This window comes from Hymenobacter aranciens, from assembly GCF_030580865.1.
Lineage (GTDB): Bacteria > Bacteroidota > Bacteroidia > Cytophagales > Hymenobacteraceae > Hymenobacter > Hymenobacter aranciens.
Genome location: NZ_JAUQSY010000006.1, coordinates 220,831 through 242,729 on the forward strand (window position 1 = coordinate 220,831; position 21,899 = coordinate 242,729).

General features: G+C 66.8%; 13 protein-coding genes. 6 read left to right on the forward strand and 7 right to left on the reverse strand.

Features of this window, described 5'->3' with window-relative positions; genetic code table 11:
* Positions 1–101: 101 nt before the first annotated feature.
* Complete coding sequence (locus Q5H93_RS10640; protein WP_305006615.1) at positions 102–2,087, reverse strand: alpha-ketoacid dehydrogenase subunit alpha/beta; 1,986 nt, start codon at positions 2,085–2,087, stop codon at positions 102–104.
* A 133-nt stretch (positions 2,088–2,220) separates the two neighbouring features.
* On the opposite strand from Q5H93_RS10640, the gene Q5H93_RS10645 reads away from it, so the two are divergent.
* Positions 2,221–2,901 (forward strand): hypothetical protein, encoded by a 681-nt coding sequence (locus tag Q5H93_RS10645; RefSeq protein WP_305006510.1) that lies wholly within the window; start codon positions 2,221–2,223, stop codon positions 2,899–2,901.
* 58 nt (positions 2,902–2,959) lie between these two features.
* On the opposite strand, the gene Q5H93_RS10650 is transcribed toward Q5H93_RS10645, so the two are convergent.
* The 3 genes from Q5H93_RS10650 to Q5H93_RS10660 form a co-directional block, all read right to left on the reverse strand.
* Positions 2,960–6,280 (reverse strand): GEVED domain-containing protein, encoded by a 3,321-nt coding sequence (locus tag Q5H93_RS10650; protein ID WP_305006511.1) that lies wholly within the window; start codon positions 6,278–6,280, stop codon positions 2,960–2,962.
* 169 nt (positions 6,281–6,449) lie between these two features.
* Positions 6,450–10,316: a fibronectin type III domain-containing protein gene (locus Q5H93_RS10655; protein ID WP_305006512.1), complete on the reverse strand. Its 3,867-nt coding sequence runs from the start codon at positions 10,314–10,316 to the stop codon at positions 6,450–6,452.
* Positions 10,317–10,722: 406 nt separating this feature from the next.
* On the reverse strand, positions 10,723–11,415 hold the full coding sequence (locus Q5H93_RS10660; protein ID WP_305006513.1) for a hypothetical protein: 693 nt from the start codon (positions 11,413–11,415) through the stop codon (positions 10,723–10,725).
* A 323-nt stretch (positions 11,416–11,738) separates the two neighbouring features.
* On the opposite strand from Q5H93_RS10660, the gene Q5H93_RS10665 reads away from it, so the two are divergent.
* From Q5H93_RS10665 to Q5H93_RS10675, 3 genes are all read left to right on the forward strand, one after another.
* On the forward strand, positions 11,739–13,181 hold the full coding sequence (locus tag Q5H93_RS10665) for a T9SS type A sorting domain-containing protein (RefSeq protein ID WP_305006514.1): 1,443 nt from the start codon (positions 11,739–11,741) through the stop codon (positions 13,179–13,181).
* Positions 13,182–13,238: 57 nt separating this feature from the next.
* Entirely contained in the window at positions 13,239–16,010 is a 2,772-nt protein-coding gene (locus Q5H93_RS10670) for a TonB-dependent receptor plug domain-containing protein (RefSeq protein WP_305006515.1), read from the forward strand.
* A 134-nt stretch (positions 16,011–16,144) separates the two neighbouring features.
* On the forward strand, positions 16,145–17,386 hold the full coding sequence (locus Q5H93_RS10675) for a M16 family metallopeptidase (protein ID WP_305006516.1): 1,242 nt from the start codon (positions 16,145–16,147) through the stop codon (positions 17,384–17,386).
* 153 nt (positions 17,387–17,539) lie between these two features.
* Here Q5H93_RS10675 and Q5H93_RS10680 read toward each other — a convergent pair whose 3' ends face one another.
* The 3 genes from Q5H93_RS10680 to Q5H93_RS10690 form a co-directional block, all read right to left on the reverse strand.
* Positions 17,540–18,196, reverse strand: a complete 657-nt coding sequence (locus tag Q5H93_RS10680; RefSeq protein WP_305006517.1) for a hypothetical protein — start codon at positions 18,194–18,196, stop codon at positions 17,540–17,542.
* Positions 18,197–18,314: 118 nt separating this feature from the next.
* Entirely contained in the window at positions 18,315–18,728 is a 414-nt protein-coding gene (locus Q5H93_RS10685) for a hypothetical protein (protein WP_305006518.1), read from the reverse strand.
* 156 nt (positions 18,729–18,884) lie between these two features.
* Positions 18,885–19,304 carry a hypothetical protein gene (locus Q5H93_RS10690; protein ID WP_305006519.1) on the reverse strand — a complete coding sequence of 140 codons (420 nt, stop codon included), beginning with the start codon at positions 19,302–19,304 and terminating at the stop codon, positions 18,885–18,887.
* Positions 19,305–19,438: 134 nt separating this feature from the next.
* On the opposite strand from Q5H93_RS10690, the gene pheS reads away from it, so the two are divergent.
* Both pheS and rimO read left to right on the forward strand, forming a co-directional pair.
* The gene (gene pheS / locus Q5H93_RS10695) at positions 19,439–20,512 is read left to right on the forward strand and encodes a phenylalanine--tRNA ligase subunit alpha (protein ID WP_305006520.1); all 1,074 of its coding nucleotides are present in this window, start codon (positions 19,439–19,441) and stop codon (positions 20,510–20,512) included.
* A 66-nt stretch (positions 20,513–20,578) separates the two neighbouring features.
* A complete protein-coding gene (gene rimO, locus Q5H93_RS10700) occupies positions 20,579–21,895 on the forward strand; it encodes a 30S ribosomal protein S12 methylthiotransferase RimO (RefSeq protein ID WP_305006521.1) in 1,317 nt (438 codons plus the stop codon).
* Positions 21,896–21,899 lie beyond the last annotated feature (4 nt).

Below are 21,899 nucleotides of genomic sequence, written 5' to 3' on the forward strand. Positions count from 1 at the left end.
GTACGGAAATGCGACGGCGCAATTATCGGGCCGGGAGTCGTGCTTACGAAGCCTCCCGCAGAGGACGCGAAAGGCTTCGCAGAGGACGCAGAGGCCGACGACTAATAATTGCGCAGCGCCACCAGCTGCTCGCGCAGACGCTGCTGGGGCAGGAAGGCCGACTCCAGCGGCGGGGCAAACGGGATGGCGGTATCGAGCGAGGCCACGCGACGCACCGGCGCATCGAGGCTGCTGAAGCAATGCTCGCCAATCCAGGCAGCGATTTCGCCGCCCAAGCCGCCCGTGAGGGTGTCTTCGTGCAGCACCAGCACGCGGCCGTTTTTCTCCACGGTGCGGCGCACGGCCTCCTGGTCCCAGGGCAGCAGGGTGCGCAGGTCGAGCACGTCGGCCGAGATATTGAGCTCCTTACAAAGCTGCTGGGCCCAGTGCACGCCCATGCCGTAGGTGATGACGCTCAGCTCGTCGCCCTCCTGCGCCAGCACGGCCTGGCCGATGGGCGTGGTGTAGTACGCCTCGGGCACGGGGCCGGTGAGGCTGCGGTAGAGCAGCTTATGCTCGAAGTACATCACCGGGTTGGGGTCTTCGAAGGCGGCGCAGAGCAGGCCTTTGGCGTCGTGCGGGTTCGAGGGGTACACCACTTTCAGGCCGGGGGTGTGGGTAAACCAGGCCTCGTTGCTCTGGGAGTGGAAGGGGCCGGCGGCAGTGCCGGCGCCGGTGGGCATGCGCACCACCACGTCGGCGTTCTGGCCCCAGCGGTAGTGGCTTTTGGCCAGGTTATTCACAATCTGGTTGAAGCCGCAGGTCACGAAGTCGGCAAACTGCATTTCGACCATCGCCTTCTTCTTCTTGATGCTCAAACCCAAGCCTGCGCCCACAATGGCCGACTCGCACAGGGGCGTGTTGCGCACCCGCGCCTTGCCGAACTGCGCCACAAAGCCGTCGGTGATTTTGAATACCCCGCCGTAGTCGGCGATGTCCTGGCCCATGAGGACCAGCTCGGGGTACTTTTCCATGCTTTGGCGCAGGCCTTCCTGGATGGCGTCGATGAAGCGGATTTCGCGGGCTTGATTTTCGGTATCGGGTGTTTGGTTTTCGGTGTTGGGGCTGAAAGAGCGGTACATATCCGCAATTTCCTCCTGCACATCGGCGGTGGGCATGGGCACGGCGTCAGCCTCCTTGAGGCCGGCTTCGATTTCGCCCTTGATTTTTTCGCGGATGCTGTGCTTGGCGGTTTCGGTGAGGATGTTTTCCTCCATCAGCCACTTTTCGTAGTTCTCGACGGGGTCTTTCTTGGCCCACTCTTCCATCAGGCTCTGGGGCACGTACTTGGTGCCGCTGGCTTCTTCGTGGCCGCGCATGCGGAAGGTGAGGGCCTCCAGCAGCACCGGACGGGGGTTCTGGCGCAGGTCCTGGGCCAGGCGGTGCACGGTGTCGAACACTTCGAGGATGTTGTTGCCGTCTACTTGCACGGCCTCCATGCCGTAGGCGGGGCCTTTGTCGATGAACGACTTGAAGCGGAACTGCTCGTTGGAGGGCGTGCTGAGGCCGTAGCCGTTATTCTCAATGATGAAAATAACGGGCAGCTGCCACACGGCGGCCACGTTGAGAGCCTCGTGGAAGTCGCCTTCGCTGGCGCCGCCGTCGCCGGAGTAGGTGATGGTGACTTTGGGCTTGTTATCGAGCACGTCGGCCAGAGCGATGCCGTTGGCCACGGCCAGCTGCGGGCCGAGGTGCGAAATCATGCCCACGATGTGGTGCTCGTTGGTGCCGAAGTGGAAGCTACGGTCGCGGCCCTTGGTGTAGCCGGTGCGCTTGCCCTGCCATTGCGCAAAAAGGCGGCCCAGCGGCACCTGCCGGCCTGTAAACACACCCAGGTTGCGGTGCAGGGGCAGGATGTACTCGTCGGCCTCCAGGGCCAGAGTGCTGCCTACGGAAATGGCTTCCTGCCCGATGCCCGAAAACCACTTGCTCACCTTGCCCTGGCGCAGCAGGATGAGCATTTTTTCCTCGATGAGGCGGGGCTTGAGCAGCTCGCGGTAGAGGTGCAGCAGGGTGTCGTTGGCGTAGTCTTTCCGGTCGAAGGTCATGAGGGTGGGTGGCAACAGAAATGGATGGGAGGGCAAAGGTAAGAGGCAGGCTTGGGCCAGCGCGTGGGCAATCCGACTCGCCTGCGAGGCACGTACCTTGCGGCCGCTGGCCGGGAAGGCCAGCGGCCCTGCTATGATTCGACCCTTACTCTGTGCTTTTTACCTGCTGGGCGCGGGCCCGGCGCTAGCCCTCGGCCCTGGCATTTCTACCGCCCCGGGCGGCGGCTTCCGGCCCGGCCACCCGGCGCCGTACAAGATTGGCCTGAAGCTGGGTAGCGGCATAGGCTACATCAACAACACCGAGGCGCCGCCCACCTTCACGGCTTTCACCGGCGGCCTGAGCCTGGCCTACCGGCCCGAGCGGGCCAACTTCTTTAGCTCTATTCAGCTCGATGCGCTGCTGGAGCGCCGCACGGCCCGGCCCTGGCAGCCCGCCGACGCCAACAACCTGGCGCTGTTCGTACCGCTTTACCTGCGCACCGACCCCGACAAGGACTGGTTTCACCTCCTCGTGGGGGCCGGCCCCACATTCTGGCTGGCCGGGCAGCGCGTGCCTACCGACCAGAGCTACAGCTATGCCACCCGCGCTGTGGAAGCCACCCTGCTCACCGGCGTGGAAGTGCGCGTGCTGCCCCTGGGCCGCTACGAAACCACCCTGGCCCTCACCTACCGCTTCAGCCTGACACCCGACCTGGTGCGCACCCGCTACTCGCCGGCCGGCGCCGCCACCCGCGACGAATACAAGCACCGCTGGCTGGGGGCCACGCTCAACGTGTACCTGCACCCGGGCTTTCAAGCAAGGCCGGAACGTTAGAAAGAAAAAATCCCCCGGCCAGACGGCCGGGGGATTTTTTGATGCAGACCAAAGCAGCCTACTCCACCACCAAGCGCTTGCCTGCCGTAAGTGGCCCGGCCTGCAGCTGCACCAGATACACGCCAGCGGGCAGCTGGCTCAGGTCGAGTTCCAGTTGGGTGCTGGCGGCGGGCAGCGGGTGCTGCTGCACCAGCTGGCCCAGGCTGTTGCGCAGCAGCACCTGGCCGGCGGGGCGGCCGGCACTGGCCGGCACCTGCAGCACCACGCTACGCTGGGCGGGGTTGGGGCTGAAGCTGAGCTGGGCCGCCAGCGCCGCCGCCTGGCTGCTCAGCGGCGTGCTAAGCACGTTCGTGGACAGGACGGCGGTCGAGGCAGTGTTGCCAGCGCAGTTGGCTACCACCGTGACGGTGTAGGTGGTGCCGGGTGCCAGCCCCGTGAGGGCCAGGGGGCTGGCCGCTGCCGTGCCCATGACAACGGTGCCTCCCCCAGCCGGTACCGCCGTGGCGGTGTAGCTCACGGCGCTGCTGCCGCTGCCCGGCACGAACACCACAGTGGCCGTGCTGGGGCTGAGGGCCGTGGCAAACACGTTGGTCGGGGCCACGCAGGCGGCCGAGGCGGGCGGCGTGAAGCTGGCCGAGCACACCGGGGCCGAGGGCCCGCCGGTAGCGCAGGTGCTGCTGATGCACACCGTGTAGGGCTGCCCCGGCGCCAGCCCCGTGAGCACGAAGGGCGAGCTGGTAGGCGCGGGCGTCAGGGTTTGCAGGGGCAGCTGGGCGGTTTGGTACTGCACCACGTAGCCGGTGCTGCCGGCTGGTGCCGCAAAGCTGACCGTGGCCGTGGTAGCCGTGAGGCTGCCGACGGTGATGCTGCCCGGCGCGGCGCAGGGCGCGGGCGGGGTTGTGGTAGTCACGATGGTCACAGTGTAGTCAGCGGTTTCGCCGGTGCTGCCGAAGTTGGTGCAGGCATCGGTGGGGCCGTTGCCGGCACCCGCGGCGCGGGTGCGCAGGCGCAGGCGGGTGTTGCCGGCCAGCGCGCCAGCCGGCACTGTAAAGCTGGCCTGCACGCCGCCCGTGGCGGCCAGGGCCACCTGGGTGTGCTCGCTGGCCTCAAACACGAAGTTCTGGTTGTAGTCAATCCACAGCGACACATCGGCGGGGCCGTTGCTGAGGGTAGCTTGCAGCTGGTAGGCTTGCCCGGCCGCGAGGGTGGCGGTGGTGGCCCCATCAGCGGCCAGCGTGTTGTAGTTGCCGCCATTCACAGGTTGGCAGGTGGGGTTAAGGTTGTTGAGGGTGGTGCCCACGATGGCCGTGCGGCGCAGGCTGGGGCCGGCGCAGGTGGGGCTGCCGCCCAGACCGGTGGTGCAATACGCGGGCCCGGCGTTTTGCACCGAAATGTTGAAACCGTAGGCGTACACTGTGGCTATGGTCTGGCCCAGGCGCAGGTAGTAGGTCTGGCCGGGCGTCAGGTTAGTCAAAGGCAGCGTCAGGGTGTTGGCTATCCCGCCGCCGCTGCCGCTGCCCACCTGCCGGGTGCAGCCCAGGCGCAGAAAGCTGGCGCAGGTGCCAGCAAAGGCCTCTACCAGCACCGAACCGGCCGGGTCGATGGCTACCACCACGTTGTGGGCGGACTGGGTGGCCACGAAGCGGTACCACACATCCTGCGTCACGGGCGTGGCGCAGACGGTTGGCGGCGTGGGGTTGGGCGATGTGACGGTGCCGAAGTTGGTGCTGCCGGTCACGGGCACCGGGTTGGGGCCGGTAGCCAGCAGCTGGGCGTTGGCGCACTCATCGTTGGTAGGAATGCCGATGGGCTGTTGCACAGTGGTAGTGGCCGGAACCGATACCTGCCCCGGCCCGCAGTTCGTGACGAGGCTGATGGTAGTAAGCGAATTACCAATCAGGCCCGTGAGCTGCACCGGCGAGCCGGTCACGAGCAGGGTAACTGGGGCAGGCTGCGCCACGAAGCTCGAATACGTGAGTGTATAGTTCACCGCGCCGGGCACGGGCGTAAAGTTCACGGTGGCCGTGGTGGGAGTCAGGTTGGTCACGGCCAGGTTGGCGGGCGTGGGGCAGCTGGCCTGGGTACCGATGGTCACAGTGTAGTCCTCCGTTTCGCCGGCCGTGAGCACCTCGGCGCATGCTGCGCCCGGCCCCAGCACCGTGAGGCCGGCCTGGGCCGAGCGCACCCGCAGCCCGGTGGGGCCGGCCGGCGTACCCAGCGGCACCTGGAAGGTGGCCACGAGGGCGTTAAACTGGTTGGCCAGACCGGCGGGCACAATGTTCTCGTTGGCTTCAAACACCCCGTTCTGGTTGAAGTCGAGCCAGGCGGCCACGGGGTCGCCGGTGCCGGTGCTGGTCGTTTTCACGCTGAGCTGATAGGGGGCGCCGGGCTGCAACGTGGCGGTAGTGATGCCCGCCACCGGAAAGTTGGCGTAGGCCCCGGACTGGCAGGCGGGGTTCTGGCTGAGGTTGTGCAGGCTGCTGTTCACGATTTCCACGTCCGTAATCACGGCCCCGTTGCAGCTGCCGCCCAGGCCGGTGCTGCAGTAGCGCGTGGGCGTGCGGATGGTGGTGCTGACGGGCGCCGCCGTCTGCCCGCTGGCGGCGCAGGGGGCCGTCACCTGCACCGTATAGGTGGTGCCCTGGGTGAGGCCAGTCAGTTGCAGCGGGCCGGCGGCGGCGGTGGTCGTCTGGCTGAAGCCCGCCGGGCCGGTCACCAGCAACGTTACAGGGAAGGTGTTGTTGGCGCCCGGCGTGAGCGGGATGGTGGCCGTGGTAGGCGAGGCGTAGGTGGGCGTGCCCAGCACCGGCACGCCACAAGTGGGCAGGCCCGGCCCATCGGTGAGGCAGATGGTGAAGGCTCCGGTGGGGTCCGAGTCGGCCGCGCCGGCCACCTGCACATAGTACGTGGTGCTGGGCTGCAGGGCGCCGGTGGTCAGGCGCGGGGCCACGGTGTTGGCCTGACCCGAGGCGCTACACTGCACTTCAGTGAAAGGACCGTTGCACGAAGCGGCCGCGTACACCCGCACCGTGCCGGCGGGGTTGCCCGTCACCGTCAGGGCTGCGCCGAAGCTGGCCGGCCCGGTCGCCGCCGTCATGAACGTGAACCACACGTCTTTGGGCGCGGCCCCGCCGCCGCAGCTGCCCTGGGTGGCCGAGGGGTTGGCGTAGCCATTGGGTGCGGTGGTGGTGGCGCCCGCGTTGGTGCTGACGACGGGCGCCGTACACAGCGCCCCCTGCGCCGTGAGCACCGTGGCCCCGCAGGGGTTGTCGTTGGCCGGCGCCTGGGCGTGGGCGGCGGCGGTCAGCCCCAGGCCGGTGGCCAGCGTCAGCAGGCTGCGCCAGGCTGTGCGGCCTACCAGTGAAGTAAAGGTTTTCATAGGCGTTGAAAAAATAGAGGTGAAATGATAAGATGTGGCGGCAAACCTGATAATTACCGCTCACAAGCCATCGCTGGCACGGAGCTATCAGCAAAAGACCTCCGACCCAATGGGTCGGAGGCTTTTTGACTGATGAGACTACTGCCAGAGCAGGCAGCGGCTGCGCAGCCTATTCTACCACCAAGCGCTTCACCACGAGGCCGGCAGCGGTGGGCAGGTGCAACGAGTAAACGCCGCGGGCCAAGCCACCCAGGTCGAGCTGGACTTCGGTGGCGCGGGCGGGCAGAGGCTGCTGACGCACCTGCTGGCCGAGGCTGTTGTAGAGGCTGACTACTACCGAACGCTGGCTGAGGCTGGCGGGCAGCAGCAGCGTGGCGGCCGTGGTAGCGGGATTCGGGTACAGCTTCACCTGGGCCGCCAGGGCGCTTTCGCGCACGCCGGTGGGGTCCAGAATGGTGAGCAGGTAGTCCTCGGCCTCGCCCGTGGCGAAGGAAGTGCAGGCATCGGTGGGGCCGTTCTGGCTGCCGGCAATGCGGCTGCGGATGCGCATGGCTACCAGGCCGGGCGTGGCCGACGTGGGCACGGTGAAGCTGTACACGGCCGGCAGGTTGGCCGCGGCGCCCAGGGCCACCTGAATGTGCTCGCCCGGGGCGAAGGTACCGTCGTGGTCATAGTCGAACCAGGCCGAGAGGTCGCTGGCGTCGGTGGGGGTCACGCTGAGCTGGTAGCTCTGGCCGGGCAGCAGGCTGGCCGTGGCGCTGCCGGTGGCCGGGAAGCTGGCGTAGGCATTGTTGGCGACCACGGCGCAGGTGCTGGTGTTGTTGAGCGTGGTGGTGGCAATGCGCACGTTGGTGATGGCCGGCGAGCAGCTACCCGACAGGCCCGTGGTGCAGTAGCGCGTGTTGAGGAAGCTGAAGGTGGCCGGGGCCGAGCTGAGCCCGCCGCCGCAGTTGCTCACCACGCTCACCGAGTAGCCGGCATTGGGCACCAGGCTGGTGAGCTGCACGGGGTAGCTGCTGACGGTGCGCACCACCGGCGCGCCGCCGGCCAGCGGCGTGAGCGTGATGGTGTAGCCACCGGTGGCCGCCGTCTGGGGCGTGAAGCTGAGGGTGGCGGTGGCCGTGGCCGTGGCGGCCACGCTCAGGTTGGTCACGGCCGGGCAGGGCTCGGTGGTGCTGAAGTTAACGCAGGTGGAAACGGACTGCTGGCCGCTGCCGCAGTCGGCCACTACGCACACCGAGTAGGGCGTGTTGGCCGTGAGGCCGGTGAGTTGCACCGGCGAGCTGGGGGCGGTGATGGTGGTGCCGGTGCCGCCGGTGGGCGTGTAGGTTACCAGGTAGCTGGTGCCGTTGGTGGGGCCCGTGAAGCTGACCGTGCCGCTGGTGCTGGTGAGGTTGCTCACGGCCAGGTTGGTGACGGCCGGGCAGCTCACGTCGGTCTGGGCGCAGATGGTGAAGTCGCCGGTGCGGCCGCCGAGGCCCCACACGCGGGCGTAGATGGTGCTGCCGGGCACCAGGCCGGTGCGGCGCAGCAGCGAGAAGGCGCCGGTGCCGGAGTCGTCGTCGCAGCCCAGCAGCGTGAGGGCGCCGCAGGTGCCGCTGTACAGGGCCAGGCCGGTATCGTTCATGGTGGTGCCAGTACCGGCGCCGGTTTCCACCTGCAGAATGCCGTTGGCGGGCACCACGAGGCTGAACCACACATCGGCCCCGCTGTAGCTGGCGCAGGTGGGCGCGGGCACGCCGGTGCTGCCGGTAGCGCCAGCGTTGGTGCTGCTCACGGGCGTGCCGCAGGTGCTCACCCCGATGCTGGGGATGGGCGTGGCGGTGGCGCACTCGTCATTGGCGGCCAGTGTGCGGAAGGTGAGGGTGTACACCGAGCCCAGGCCGGCGGGGCACACGCTCTGCAGCGTAACGGTGTAGCTGGTGCCGGACTGCAGGCCCGTGAGGGCCACCGGCGCGGCCGTGGGCGCCGGGCTCAGGGTGCTGACGGCGCCGCCGGCGGCCTGGGTGGTCACGAGGTAGCTCGTGTTGCCGGCCGGGGCGGTGAAGTTCAGGCTGGCGCTGGTGGCCGTGATGCTGCCGATGGCCGGCGTGCCGGGATTGGGGCAGGCGGGGGGCTCGGCCACGCAAATGGTGAAGTTGGGCAGGCCGAAGTAATTGCCTTCGCCCACGCTCACGTAGTAGGTGGTGCCGGGCAGCAGGCCGGTGAGGGGCAGCAGCGGCACCGGGTTCTGGTTGGTGGCGTTGGTGCCGGGCACCGAGGCGGCGCAGGCCACCTGGGTGAAGGGCCCGTTGCAGGACGCGGCCGAGAACACCCGCACCTGCTTGCTCACGCCATTGCCCACGGTGAGCACGGCGGCCGTGCTGGCGGGGCCGCTGGCGGCGGTGGTAAAGGTGTACCACACGTCGGAACTGGTGCCGAAGCCGCAGCCCTGGCTCGAATAGCCATTGGTGGGGGTGGCGGTGGCGCCGGTGGTGGTGCCGGCCGTGGGCGTGCAGGCCGGCGACATCGTCAGGGCGGTGGCGCCGCAGGGCTCGTTGTTGGTGATGAGCGTGGCGCCGGGCGTGGTGACGGCCGTCGACACCTGGCCGCCGCTGCAGTTGCCCGTCAGCGTGAGGGTGTAGGGTGTGCCGGGCTGCACGTTGGTGAGCGTGTAGGGCAGGCCGGTGAAGGTCACCGTTTGGGTTTGGCCGCCCAGCGGCGTGTAGGTGAGGGTGTAGCTGGTGTTGCCGAGGCCGGGCGAGAAGAATATCGGCAGGGTGTTGCTCGTGGCAATGCCCACCCGGAAGTTGGACGGCGGGGCGCAGCTCACCGGAGCCGTAGCGCAGAGCGTAAAGTTGCTGGTGGGGGAGTTCTCGTTCTCGACCACCTGCACGTAGTAGGTGGTGCTGGGGCTGAGGCCGGTGGCGGTGAGCGGCGGCACGGTGGGCAGGCCCAGGCCCGACATGCAGCTTACCTCCGACAGCAGGTTGGGGCTGCAGTTCGTTCCGCGCAGCAGGCGCAGCGCGGCTACGCCGCCGCCCGTCAGGGTGAGGGTGAGGCTGGTGCTGCCAGGGCCGCTGGCGGTGGTCGTCACGCGGTACCACACGTCGTCGGCGGCCTGGGTGCCGCCCACGAAGCAGCTGCTGGTGGGCGCGCCGAAGCCCGAGCCGGTGGCCCAGCCAAAGTTGCCGGTGGTGGGGGTGGCGCAGGTGGTGGCCCCGCTAAAGGGCAGCTGAATAGCGCCACAGGCCTCGTCGTTGATGACGTTCAGGGTGCTGTTGGTGCCGCCGGTGGCCTGGCCGCCGCTGGGGCAGCTGCCGCTGATGGTGAGCGTGTAGGGCCCCAGCGGCGCGCCCGTGATGGTGAAGGGCGAGCCCGCCGTAGTGCCCGTAATGGGGTTGCCACCGTTGCCCGTGAAGCGGTAGGTGTAGGGTCCCACGTTGTTGCGGCCCGGCGTGAAGACCACCGCCAGCGTGCCGGGGGCCGTTTGCGTCACGCTGTTGATGCTGATGGGCGCGCAGGTGGCGGTGCCCGGTCCGTCGCTCACGCAGATGGTAAATGGCCCGGTCGCGTCGTTGAACGACGGGTTGCCCGACACCCGCACGTAGTACGTGGTGCTGGGCACCAGCAGGCCCGTTACCAGGCGCGGGGCGGTGGTGTTGGCCTGGTTCGACGACGAGAAGGCCACCGGCGTGAACGGCCCCGCGCACGAGGTGGCCTCAAACAGCTGCACGAACGTGGCCGGGTTGCCATTCACGGTGATGGTGGCCCCGAAGCTGGCCGGCCCCGTGGCCGCCGTCGTGAACTTAAACCACACATCGCGCGGGTTGCCCGTGTTGCCGTAGCCGTTGGGCACGGTGGTAGTGGCGTTGAGGTTGGTGCTCACGGTGGGCGCCGTGCAGAGGCTGCCCTGGGGCGTGAGGGTTACGGCCCCGCAGGGGTCGTCGTTGGCCGGGGCCTGGGCCTGGGCGGCCGTGGCCAGGCCCAGCGTGGCGGCCAGCGCCAGCAGCCAGCGGCGGGTCCGGCGGCCGGGTTGCAGAGTAGAACTATGCATAAGCGGTAAGGGAATAATGGTGAGAAGATAAATGGTGAGAGCAAACATAATAAGCGGCCGGCAATTTGCGGGTGCATGCAGCGTCTCCTCCTTCCCCAACGCACCAAGGCAGGCATTGCCTGGCTGGGAGTACCACCCGAATGGCCGCCTGAAAAGCTACGGGGGTAGCGGGCTTACCGGACACGTCCGGTAAGCCCGCTACCCCCGTGAGGGAAGCACCGGACGTGTCCGGTAAGCCCGCTACCCCCGTGAGGGAAGCACCGGACACGTCCGGTAAGCCCGCTACCCCCGTGAGTGAGGCACCGGACACGTCCGGTAAGCCCGTTACCCCCGTGACGAGGGCACCGGACGTGTCCGGTAAGCCCGTTACCCCCGTGACGAGGGCACCGGGCGTGTCCGGCAGGCGTTAGGCTGCTTTCTTCTTCGAAGGCCGTTTTTTACGCGGCAGAATGCCATAGTTGAACAAGGCCGCCGCCTGGTCAGGCTGGCGCGAATACACCTGCAGGCCCGTGCAGTGCACATCCCACAAGGCCCAGCACAGGTCGTCGGCCTCGGGGCCCAGCAGCTCGATGAGGGTAGCCTCCTGGCTTTCGCCCTGGTCTTTGGTGATGGCCACTTTGCGGTAGTCTTCCAGCAGCTGGCGGGCGGCCTTGCCGGGGGCGTCGGTCAGCTGCTCTTTGGCCGCTTCCAGGGCCTTCACGTAGGCTTCGAAGTTGGTGAGGCGGTCGGGCTTTTTCGATTGGGTGAGGCCGCTGAGCTTATTGGGGTAAATCTTGTCGAGGCCCGACTTTTTGTAGAACGCGGGCCGTACCACCTTCACATCGGTTTCAGTGATGAACTCCTGGATGTCATCCCACCGGTCGTCTTCGTCGGCCGTGTTGTCCTGGGTGCTGCCGTCGGTGCCCACGCGCGCCACCACTTTGTCGCTAAACGAGGCCAGCACCGTGCGCAGCGGCGTGGCCAGGGCGGCCAGCAGCGCCGGCATGCCGGGCACCTCCAGGGCATTGAGGGTGTAGGTGGCAAAATCGGTGAAGCGCTTGCGCCCGCACTCGATGTTGAGAAAGTGGTTGTCGTACTTGTCGGCGTAAATGGCAGCCATGGGGTAGGGGGTTAAGGGTTAGTTGTTAGCGGCGTTAAATTGCCGGCCCGAAAGTGGGAAAAGAATCTGATATATGTACTAACCGCGCCCGCCCCCGGCGGCCCCGCCCGGTGGCCCCGCCGCACCAAAATGGCCCTGGCCGCAGCGTGCGCCGCGTTTTAGGCGGCACGGCTTGCGCTCCGGCAGCCAAAATATTTTTTTTGGAGCCGCTACTGCTGAGGCTGTCGGCCCCGGTGGCCCGCCCCATCACCGGGCCTCACAAACCACCTTATATTTGTCGGCCTGCCGCTTGCGTCGCAGTTTCCCCGGCTTTTCCTATCCGCATGCTCCTTCCCTACTCCTGCGCGGCCCGGCTCCGCAGCGGCCGCCTCCTGCTGGCCTTGCTGCTGGCCCCGGCGGCCCCGGCCCTGGCCCAAACCGGCTTTGCCCCCGGCACGCCCTATCCCTGCGGCAGCAACCTGCCGGCCAAAGTGGTGCTCGGCGATGTGAACGGCGATGGCCTCGCCGACATTGTGGCGGGCAACCAAAGCGGAGCCGCCATCAGTGTGCTGCTCAACCAGCCCGCAGCCGCGGGCACCTTTGGCACACCGCTGCGCTGCCCCACCGGGGGCGGGCAGCCGCGCGGCATTGCCCTGGGCGACGTGAACGGCGACGGCCGCCCCGACATTGTGACGGCCAATGCGGCGGGGGGCAACGTGAGCGTGCTCCTGAGCCTGGCCCCGCAGTCGGCCACCTTCGCCCCGCCCACTTCCTACGGCAGCGGGGGCACCCAGCCTACCACCGTGGCCCTGGGCGACGTGAACGGCGACGGCCGCCCCGACATCGTGACGGGCGACTTCGTGACGGGCCGGGTGGGCGTGCTGCTCAACCAGGCCGGGCTGCCCGGCACCTTTGGCGCCGTGGCTACCTTCGACGGGGGCGTCAGCCGCCTCACCGGCGTGGCCCTGGGCGACGTGAACGGCGACGGCCGCCCCGACATCGTGACGGGCAGCTTTGGCGGCGGGGGCATCGGCGTGCTGCTGAGCACCGCGCCGCAGGCGGCTCAGTTCAGCGCCCCCACCACCTACGTCGCCTCCGGCCCCGCCGATGTGGTGCTGCACGACGTGAACGGCGACGGCCGCCTGGACATCCTGGCCGCCGACAGCTACACCGACGCCGTGCTGGTGCTGCTCAACCAGGCCAGCCTGCCCGGGGCCTTCGGGGCCGCCACCAGCTACTCCAGCGGCGGCCGCTACCCCGGCTACCTGGCCGTGCGCGACGTGAGCGGCGACGGCCGCGCCGACATTGTGGTGGGCAATGAGGGCGCCGCGCCCGACCCCGGCTCGGTGGGCGTGCTGCTCGGCCTGCCGGGCCAGCCGGGCACGTTCGGCGCCGTCGTCACCTACTCCAGCGGCGACCTGGGCCCCTTCAGCATAGCCCTGGGCGATGTGAACGGCGACGGCCGCCCCGATGCCGTGACCAGCAACTACCGCAGCACCACCGTCTCGGTGCTATTGAATAGCTTCCCCACCGCCGCCGCCACCGCGGCCGCCACCGTCGTCGATATTTATCCCAATCCTGCCCAGGCGCAGTTTACCGTGCGGCTGCCCGCCGGCTTCGGCCCCGCCCAGGCCGAGCTGCTCAACTCTCTGGGCCAGGTGGTGCGGCAGCAGGCCCTGCCTGCCCAGGTAGCGGTGCCCACCACCGGCCTGCCCGCCGGCGTGTACACCCTGCGGCTCCGGCCCGCCACCGGCCCGGCGCTGACGCGGCGCGTAGTGCTGCACTAAGCCCGGGCCGGCGGCAGCAGGCGGCCTTACCTTCGCGGCTGCTTTCTACCCCAGCGTATGGCCCACCCCTACTTTGCGTTTCTCTTATTGCTAACGGCCGGCACCGCCGTCGCCCAGGCCCCCGCCGACACCGCCCGGCCGCGCCCGCCCTTCCGGGGCCTGCTGCCCGATTCGCTGGCCGCCGCCCCCACCCCCGGCGGCACTTTGCTGCTCAATGGCCAGGCGCAGCCCGCCCGGCCCTTCCTCACCATCCAGGACCAGCTGCGCACCGTGGCCGGCGTGCAGGTGACGCCCTACGACGGCGCGCCCGGCAGCGGCCAGGTGGTGCGTATTCGGGGCGCCAACACGGCCCAGGGCCTCGGCCAGCCGCTGTATGTGATTGACGGCCTGCCCGCGCTCAACGACGACCTCACGCCCGGCCAGGGCTGGGCCGTGCTGGGGGCCTTCTCCATCCGGCAGTACCGGGCCGACAATAGCTTCCAGGCCAACTTCGCCGAGCAGCAGGCCGAAATCGGGGCCAACCCGCTGCAGCTGCTGCCGCCGGAAAGCGTGGCGAGCATCGAGGTGCTGGCCGGGCCTGCCGCCGTGGCCCGCTACGGGGCGCTGGGGGCCAATGGGGTGGTCAGCATTCGCACCCGGCCGGCCACCGGGGGCCGCGCCCCGCACCTGCGCTACTCCGCCTACGCGGGCCTGCAGCAGCTGCGCCAGCGCTACGATTTGCTCGATGCCAGCCAGTATGCCGAGCTAGCCAACGAGGCCAGCTTCCGGCGCTTCGGCAATACGGTGGCCACGCCCTTCCCCAGCACGGCGCTGGGCGCGGGCACCGACTGGCAGGCCGAAACCTTCCGCCCCGCCCTGCTCCACCAGCACCAGCTCAGCTTCGACGGCAGCCTGGGGGCCACCACCTACCGCCTCAGCGCCGACTACCGCCAGCAGGCCGGCCTGCTGGCCAACTCCGACCTCACCCGCCTGGGCCTGCGCCTGGCGCTGGGCCGCCAGCTGGGCACCCGGCTGCAGCTGCGCGGCACCCTGGCTCTGGGCCAGACCGACCAGCGCCTGCCCTACACCCAGGGCGACGGCAGCCCCACCCGCGGCGCCCTGTTTGCCCCGCCCAACCAGCCCGTGCGCACTGCCAACGGCACCTACACCGGCTACGGACCTTATTCGTACAGCTTCGCCCCCAGCGCCACGCTCAACTTCGCCAACCCGCTGGCCGGGGCCGAATACAGCTACCGCGACCCGCGCACCCGCCGCCTGCTGGCGCAGCTGGGTGCCACCTACACCGTGCTGCCCCACCTCACCCTGGAGGCCAGCGCCAACTTCCAGCGCACCGTGCTGGCCGCCACCGGCTACCTGGGCATAGTAGAAAGCCGCGACAACAGCCTGATTGCGCCCGGCAGCGCCACGCCCTTCACCACCCAGAGCTACCGCGCCAGCCAGTGGGCCGGGCAGCTGGCTTTGCGCTACCTGCGCCCGCTGGGGCAGCGCCACGCCGTCGGGGCCGAGCTTGATTACCAGTACCAGGCCCTCGATGTGTGGTCGAACACCGGCTATGGCCTTCCCAATAGCCTGTTCAGCGGCTACGGCTACTACCGCACCACCGGCGAAATGCGTCTGCACCGCCCCTGGGCCCGCCTGCACTACACCCTCGACAGCGCCCTGACCGTGGAAGCCAGCCTCAGCTACGCCAGCTACCGGGGCACGCTCGAAACGCAGTATTACCCCGCCGCCCAGCTGAGCTGGCGGCACGCCCTGCCCGCCGCCGAGCTGCGCCTGTGGGCCGGGGCGTCCCGCACCGGCACCTACGGGGTGGGCTACGGCACCTCCGGCCCCCTGCGGCTGATTTCGGGCTTCAACACCGGAATGCCCTTCTCCGAGCCGCGCTACCAGCAGCCGCAATACACCAACCAGGCCGAGCTGGGCCTGCGCCTGGCCAGCCGCAGCGGGCAGCTCTCGGGGCAGCTGGTGGGCTACCAGCGCCGTACCTACCACACCCTACTAAATCAGTCGCTCAGCGTCCCCACCGGCAGCAACTTGCAGAACACCATCGTGGTGTACGACGAAGCCACCATCAGCAACCTGGGCCTGGAGCTGACCCTGACCGCCGACTGGCAGCGCGGCCGCCTGCAGGGCAGCACCCGCCTCGTGGGCAGCCTCAACCGCAACCGCCTGCTGGTGGACAACCCCACTGTCTTCGGCCCGCAGTTCGACAACCAGCCCACGGCCTCATTCTACGGCTTCCTGCAAAATGGCCTGAATGCCAACGGCGCCCTGCAGTTCGTGCCCGCCAGCGATGGTGGCTACCAGCGGGCGCTGCTGGGCACGGGTATTCCGCCGCAGCTGGCCAGCCTCAGCCAGCAGCTGCGCCTGGGCCGCCTGGCCCTCGACGTGCAGCTCGACGGCATGTTTGGCTACCAGATGGTGAACTACCAGCTCAGCTACCTCGACACCCCCAGCGGCTACCTCAACAGCGCCACCACCGCCCTCGACCGCTGGACGCGCACCAATACCAACACGAACATCCCGGTGGCCGGCTCACCCACCAACGTGCTCAACATCGGCGGCTTCGTTCCGCAGACCAACTACCTGGTCGAAAACGCCAGCCACGTTCGCCTGTCTTCCCTCACCCTCACCTACCGCCTCCGCCAAACCGCCACCCAGGACATCAGCGTGTGGGCCGGCGGCCAAAACCTATTCGTCCTCAGCAGCTACCGCGGCTACGACCCCAACATCAGCAGTGGCGGAGCCGCCCCCACCCTAGCCGGGCTCGACTATGGGGCCACGCCCGTGCCCCGCACCTGGCTGCTGGGCGTGAGCGCCGGTTTCTAATTTCAATGAGCAATTAACAATGGGCAATGAGCAATTCGCGTTTTGATTGTTGTTCATTTGTCATTGCAAACGGGCTATTACGGCATCACCATCATTAATTGCTCATTGTTCATTGCTAATTGCCCATTGAAAATATGATTTCCTTCTCCGAATTCACCCTTGCCAACGGCCTGCGCTGCATCGTCCACGAAGATTTCAGCACCCCGATGGCCGTGCTGAACGTGATGTACGACGTGGGCTCGCGCGACGAAAGCCCCGACCACACCGGCTTCGCGCACTTGTTTGAGCACCTCATGTTCTCGGGCTCCGTGAACATCCCCAGCTACGACGAGCCCCTGCAGCGCGTGGGCGGCGAAAACAACGCCTTCACCAGCAGCGACGTTACCAACTATTACCTCTCGCTGCCCGCTACTAACATCGAAACCGGCTTCTGGCTTGAAAGCGACCGGATGCTCAACCTGGCCTTCTCCGAAAACGGCCTTGATGTGCAGCGCAAAGTGGTGGTCGAGGAGTTCAAGCAGAGCTACCTCAACCAGCCCTACGGCGATGTGTGGCTCAAGATGAAGCCCCTCGCCTACCAGCAGCACCCTTACCAATGGAACACCATCGGCAAGGAAATCGCGCACATCGAAAACGCCGTGATGGACGACGTGCGCAGCTTTTTCCAGAAGCACTACGCTCCGCAGAATGCCATTCTGGTAGTGGCCGGCGCCGTGAGCACCGCCGACGCCCAAGCCCTGGCTGAAAAATGGTTTGGCCCCATCCCCGGTGGCCCCGCCTACCAGCGCCAGCTCCCCCAGGAGCCCGCCCAGACGGCCCCGCGCCAGGCCCGCACCAGCGCCCCCGTGCCCCTCTCGGCCCTCTACAAAGCCTACCACATGCCCGCCCGCGCCGACCAGCGCTACTACGCCGTGGACGTGCTGAGCGACGTGCTGGGCCGGGGCAAATCGAGCCGCCTGCACCAGCGCCTGGTGAAGGAGCAAGCGCTGTTCAACAACATCTCGGCCTCCGTCACCGGCTCGCTCGACCCCGGTCTGCTCGTCATCAGCGGCAAGCTCAACGCGGGCGTGGACCTGGCCGCCGCCGACGCCGCCGTAGAAGCCGTAGTGGCCGAGCTGCTGGCCGCCGACGTGGACGCCCAGGAACTCGAAAAAGTAAAAAACCAGGCCGAAAGCAGCCTCGTCTTCGGCGAAATCGACCTCCTCAACCGCGCCCTCAACCTGGCCTACAGCAAGCTGCAGGGCGACGCCAACCTGGTCAACGAAGAAGGCAGCCGCATCCGCGCCGTGAGCGTGGCCGACGTGCGCGCCGCCGCCGAGCTCGTGCTGCGCCCCGAAAACTGCAGCACGCTCTACTACGAAGCCCAGGCTGCGTAACGCAGTAGCGCGGATTGGGTAGTCCGCGAGTGGAGTTCGTTGAACGTCCTGACTGTCGGACTACCCAATCCGCGCTACTATTATAACCAACAGCGCCCCCGGCCATTACTGGCCGGGGGCGCTGTTGGTTAGATTAAAATGGATTACAAAAAACTACCAGCCTGAGTTACCACCCGAGCCCCAACCTGAGTCTTTCTTGGCCGGGGCAGCCTTTTTAGCGGGGGCAGCCGCTTTGGTTGGCGCCGCGGTTTTGGCAGCTGGTGTGGCGGGAGTAGCAGCCGGCTCGGCTGCTACCGGGGCGGGCTCGGCCGCTGGGGCGGGGGCCGCGGCGGCAGCCGGCGCCATCGCCGGAGCTGCCTTCGCCGCCGCAATATTGGCGGCGCGGGCGGCGCGCTGCCGCACTTTGGCCATGCGGGCTTCGTCGCGCGCCTCGCGGCTCTCGAAACCGCCATAGGTGGCACTGTGGCCGTTTTGCAGAATCACGGGCTGGCCCGGCGCTACGTACACGCCGGCTTTGGCCAGCTCGCGGGGGGCGGGAGCGCCACCCAGCTTAGCCCCAGCCGCCGCATCGGCGGGAGGAGTGGCGGCGGGCGCATCGGCTACCGGGGCCTCGGCCGGGGCAGCAGCGGGCGCAGTGGCACCCGGAGCATCAGCTTTGGCCTTGGTCGGCGCCGCAGCGGGCGTCGTTTTTTTCGCGGCTTTCTTGGGGGCCGGAGCGCCCCAGGAGTTGTCGGTTTCCCACCCGGATTGGGCGGCAGCGGTAGTGGCCACGCCACCCAGCAGGAGCAGAAAGAGAATCGTGCGTTTCATAACGGATAAAATTACGCAAAAAAATGTTGTCCTGCCCCAAACATTTTCTCGTCCCAACAACCAAAATCCCCGCCAGCTCGCGCCAACGGGGATTTTTCACAGCAGCGTTGAAAAGAATTTACCAACTGGCCGCCACAGGCTCGAGCGTGGTGCCGGTGCTGGCGGGCTTGCGCGGCGGGCGAATGCTGTAGGGCAGCAGACGGCTGGGCTGCACCTTCACGGCCATACCGGGGCCGGCATACACTACATCTTCAGCTCGCAGGTGTACCGGCGTTTCGGCGGGCAGAGCGGGAGCCTGGGCAGCGGCTACGGGTTCGATGGGGGGCCAGCCGTCGTCGGTGAGCGAGGCCTGAGCTACGGCAGGGGCGGGAGTGGCTTTGCGGGCCACGCGCTCGGCTTTTTTAGTGGCGCGCTTGGCCTGGCGGGCGTTGGCTTTGGCCGTGGCTTTTTTGGCGGTGGCGGGGGTGGTTTGGGCGCTGGCTTCGGCAACGATGAACAGCGACAGGGCGAGGGCAAAAATGGAGCGGAACATGGGGTAGGCCGGAAAATAATTGGTGGTTGGATGTCGGGAGTAATTCCGAAACCGTGCCAATTTTTCCGGCCGCTCACGTTTCAGCAACCAACAAGCGGCCCGACTTCTGACGAAACCGGGCCGCTTGCTTGTGAAAACGCACTGTTTTTCAACCCACTATTTTGACGAAGACGGAGCGAGTGTATTTTCGGACTTCACCCGGCGTGGGGCCGGGCCGTCGTACGACTGCCCCGTGGGTGCGGCGGGCTGAATGGCCTCGCCGGGGGCGGCGTAGGCGCCCTGGCCGGCACCATCGGCACTAGCGCGCGAGCCGGTGGCGCCGTTGCCGGCAGGGCCTTTGCGCATTGGCTTTTGCTCGGGTTTGGCGGGCAGCACTACGGCCGTGCGGCTTTTGGTGGCACCGGCCTTGGCGACGCGCTTGCTAGAGCTGCTGCGGGTGCTGACGGTGGTGCGGGCGGGCTTTTTGGTGGTTTTGGTGACGGTGGTGGACGTGGCGGCAGTGGTGTTAGCCGTTTGGGCCGCTGCTAATGCGGTGGTGAGCACCACGAGCAGGCCGGTAAGCAGGGAGCGAAGCATGAACGAGAAACGAAAAAAAGGTGAAAGAATGCTGATGAACCCGCCCGCGCCGCACGGCTGGGCTTGGGGCCATCGGCGGGGCATACGCGAAATGGCTGGCGGAGGGTGCGCCGCCGGCCGTACCTTTGTAGTCTATGCTACAGGAAACCATTGCCGCCGTCGCGGCCGATATCAGCGCTTACGACCTGGGTACCAGCGCGCAACTCGACGCCTTCCGCATCAAATACCTGGGGCGCAAGAACAGCGTCATCGCCGACCTGTTTGAGCAGCTCAAAACCGTGCCTAACGACGAGAAACGCGCCGTCGGCCAGCAGCTTAACACCCTCAAGCAACTGGCCCAGACCCGCCTCGACGAGCAGCAGGCCGCCCTCGAAGCCGCCGCCGACAACGCCCCGGCTAACCCCGATTTCGACTACACCCTGCCCACGGTGCCCAATGCGCTGGGCACCCGCCACCCGCTCTCGCTGGTGCGCGAGGAAATGCTGCGCGTCTTCGCCCGCATCGGTTTCGCCGTGGCCGAAGGCCCCGAAATCGAGGATGACTGGCACAACTTCACCGCCCTCAATTTCCCCGATAATCACCCGGCGCGCGACATGCAGGACACGTTTTTTGTGGCTCCGGCTGCGAAAAGCCCCCTCGACGCGGCCGACTCCGGCGCGCCCGATGTGCCGCACCTGCTGCGCACCCACACCAGCACCGTGCAGGTGCGCGTGATGGAAACCGAGCCCCTGCCTATCCGCCGGGTGATGCCGGGCCGGGTGTTCCGCAACGAGGCCATTTCGGCCCGGGCGCACATGATGTTTCATCAGGTGGAGGGCATTTTCATCGACGAAGGCGTGAGCTTCGCCGACCTCAAGCAGACGGTGTACTACTTTGTGCAGGAGCTGTTTGGCCAGGACATCAACATCCGGTTCCGTCCCAGCTTCTTCCCTTTCACCGAGCCCAGCGCCGAGATTGACATCACCTGCCTCATCTGTAAGGGCGCGGGCTGCAACATCTGCAAAGGCTCCGGCTGGGTCGAAATCGGCGGCTGCGGCATGGTGGACCCCGCCGTGCTCGACAACGCCAAAATCGACTCCGAGAAATACTCCGGCTACGCCTGGGGCATGGGCATCGAGCGCATTGCCATGCTCAAATACCAGATTAAGGACTTGCGTCTGTTCACGGAGAATGACATGCGGTTTTTGCGGCAGTTCGAGGCGGTGTAGGCCGCGCTGCTTCGAACTAATTCTCCGGTTTTCCCATTTTACGCAATCCGTTAATATTCATTATTCGTGAAAGTTAGAAATCAACTCCAGAACAAGGTCAACGTCATTACGCTGGGCTGCTCCAAAAACCTGGTGGACTCCGAAGTCCTCATGGGCCAACTGCGTGCCAACGACTTCGACGTGACCCACGAAGCCAAAAAAAACGACGCCAACATCGTCATTATCAACACTTGTGGCTTTATTGACAATGCCAAGCAGGAGAGTATCGACACCATTCTGCGCTACGCCGATGAAAAGCAGGCCGGCAAGCTGGAGAAACTGTATGTAACCGGCTGTCTGTCGCAGCGCTACAAGGACGAGCTGGAGGTTGAAATTCCGCAGGTGGACGCTTACTTCGGCACCCTGGAGCTGCCGCAGATGCTGAAGGTGCTCAACGCCGACTACAAGCACGAGCTCATCGGTGAGCGGCTGATTACCACGCCCAAGCACTACGCTTACTTCAAAATTGCGGAGGGCTGCAACCGGCCCTGCTCGTTCTGCGCCATCCCGCTGATGCGCGGCAAGCACGTCGACCGGCCCATTGAGGACCTAGTGAAGGAAGCCAAGCGCCTGGCTAGCATGGGCACCAAAGAGCTGATTCTCATTGCCCAGGACTTAACTTATTACGGCCTGCAGCATTATGGCGAGCGTAAGCTGGCCGATTTGCTCCGCAACCTGTCCGACGTGAACGGCATCGAGTGGATTCGCTTGCAATACGCGTACCCGTCGCAGTTTCCGATGGACGCGCTGGACGTGATGGCCGAGCGCTCGAACATCTGCAAGTACCTTGACATGCCCTTGCAGCACGGCTCGGATAACATGCTCAAAATCATGCGCCGCGGCATCAGCAAGCGCCGCACTGTGGAGCTCGTGGACCAGATTCGGCAGCGCGTGCCGGGCATTGCCCTGCGCACCACGCTCATCGCTGGCCACCCCGGCGAGACGCAGCAGGATTTCGAGGATTTGTATGAGTTCGTGGAGCAGACGCGCTTCGAGCGGCTGGGCATTTTCACCTATTCGCACGAGGAAAACACGCACTCGCACACCCTCCCCGACGACGTGCCGGCCGAGGTAAAGCAGGAGCGCGCCGACGCCATCATGGAGCTGCAGCAGGGCATTTCGATGGAGCTGAACGAGGCGCGCGTGGGCCAGACGTACAAGGTGTTGTTCGACCGTAAGGAAAGCGGGCATTTTGTGGGCCGCACCGAATTCGACTCGCCGGAAGTGGACAACGAAGTGCTGGTGCCCGCCGACAAGGATACGCACGTGCGCCTGGGCGACTTCGCCAACGTGAAGATTAACAGCGCTTCCGATTTCGACCTTTACGGCATTTTAGTGAAGTAAGCAG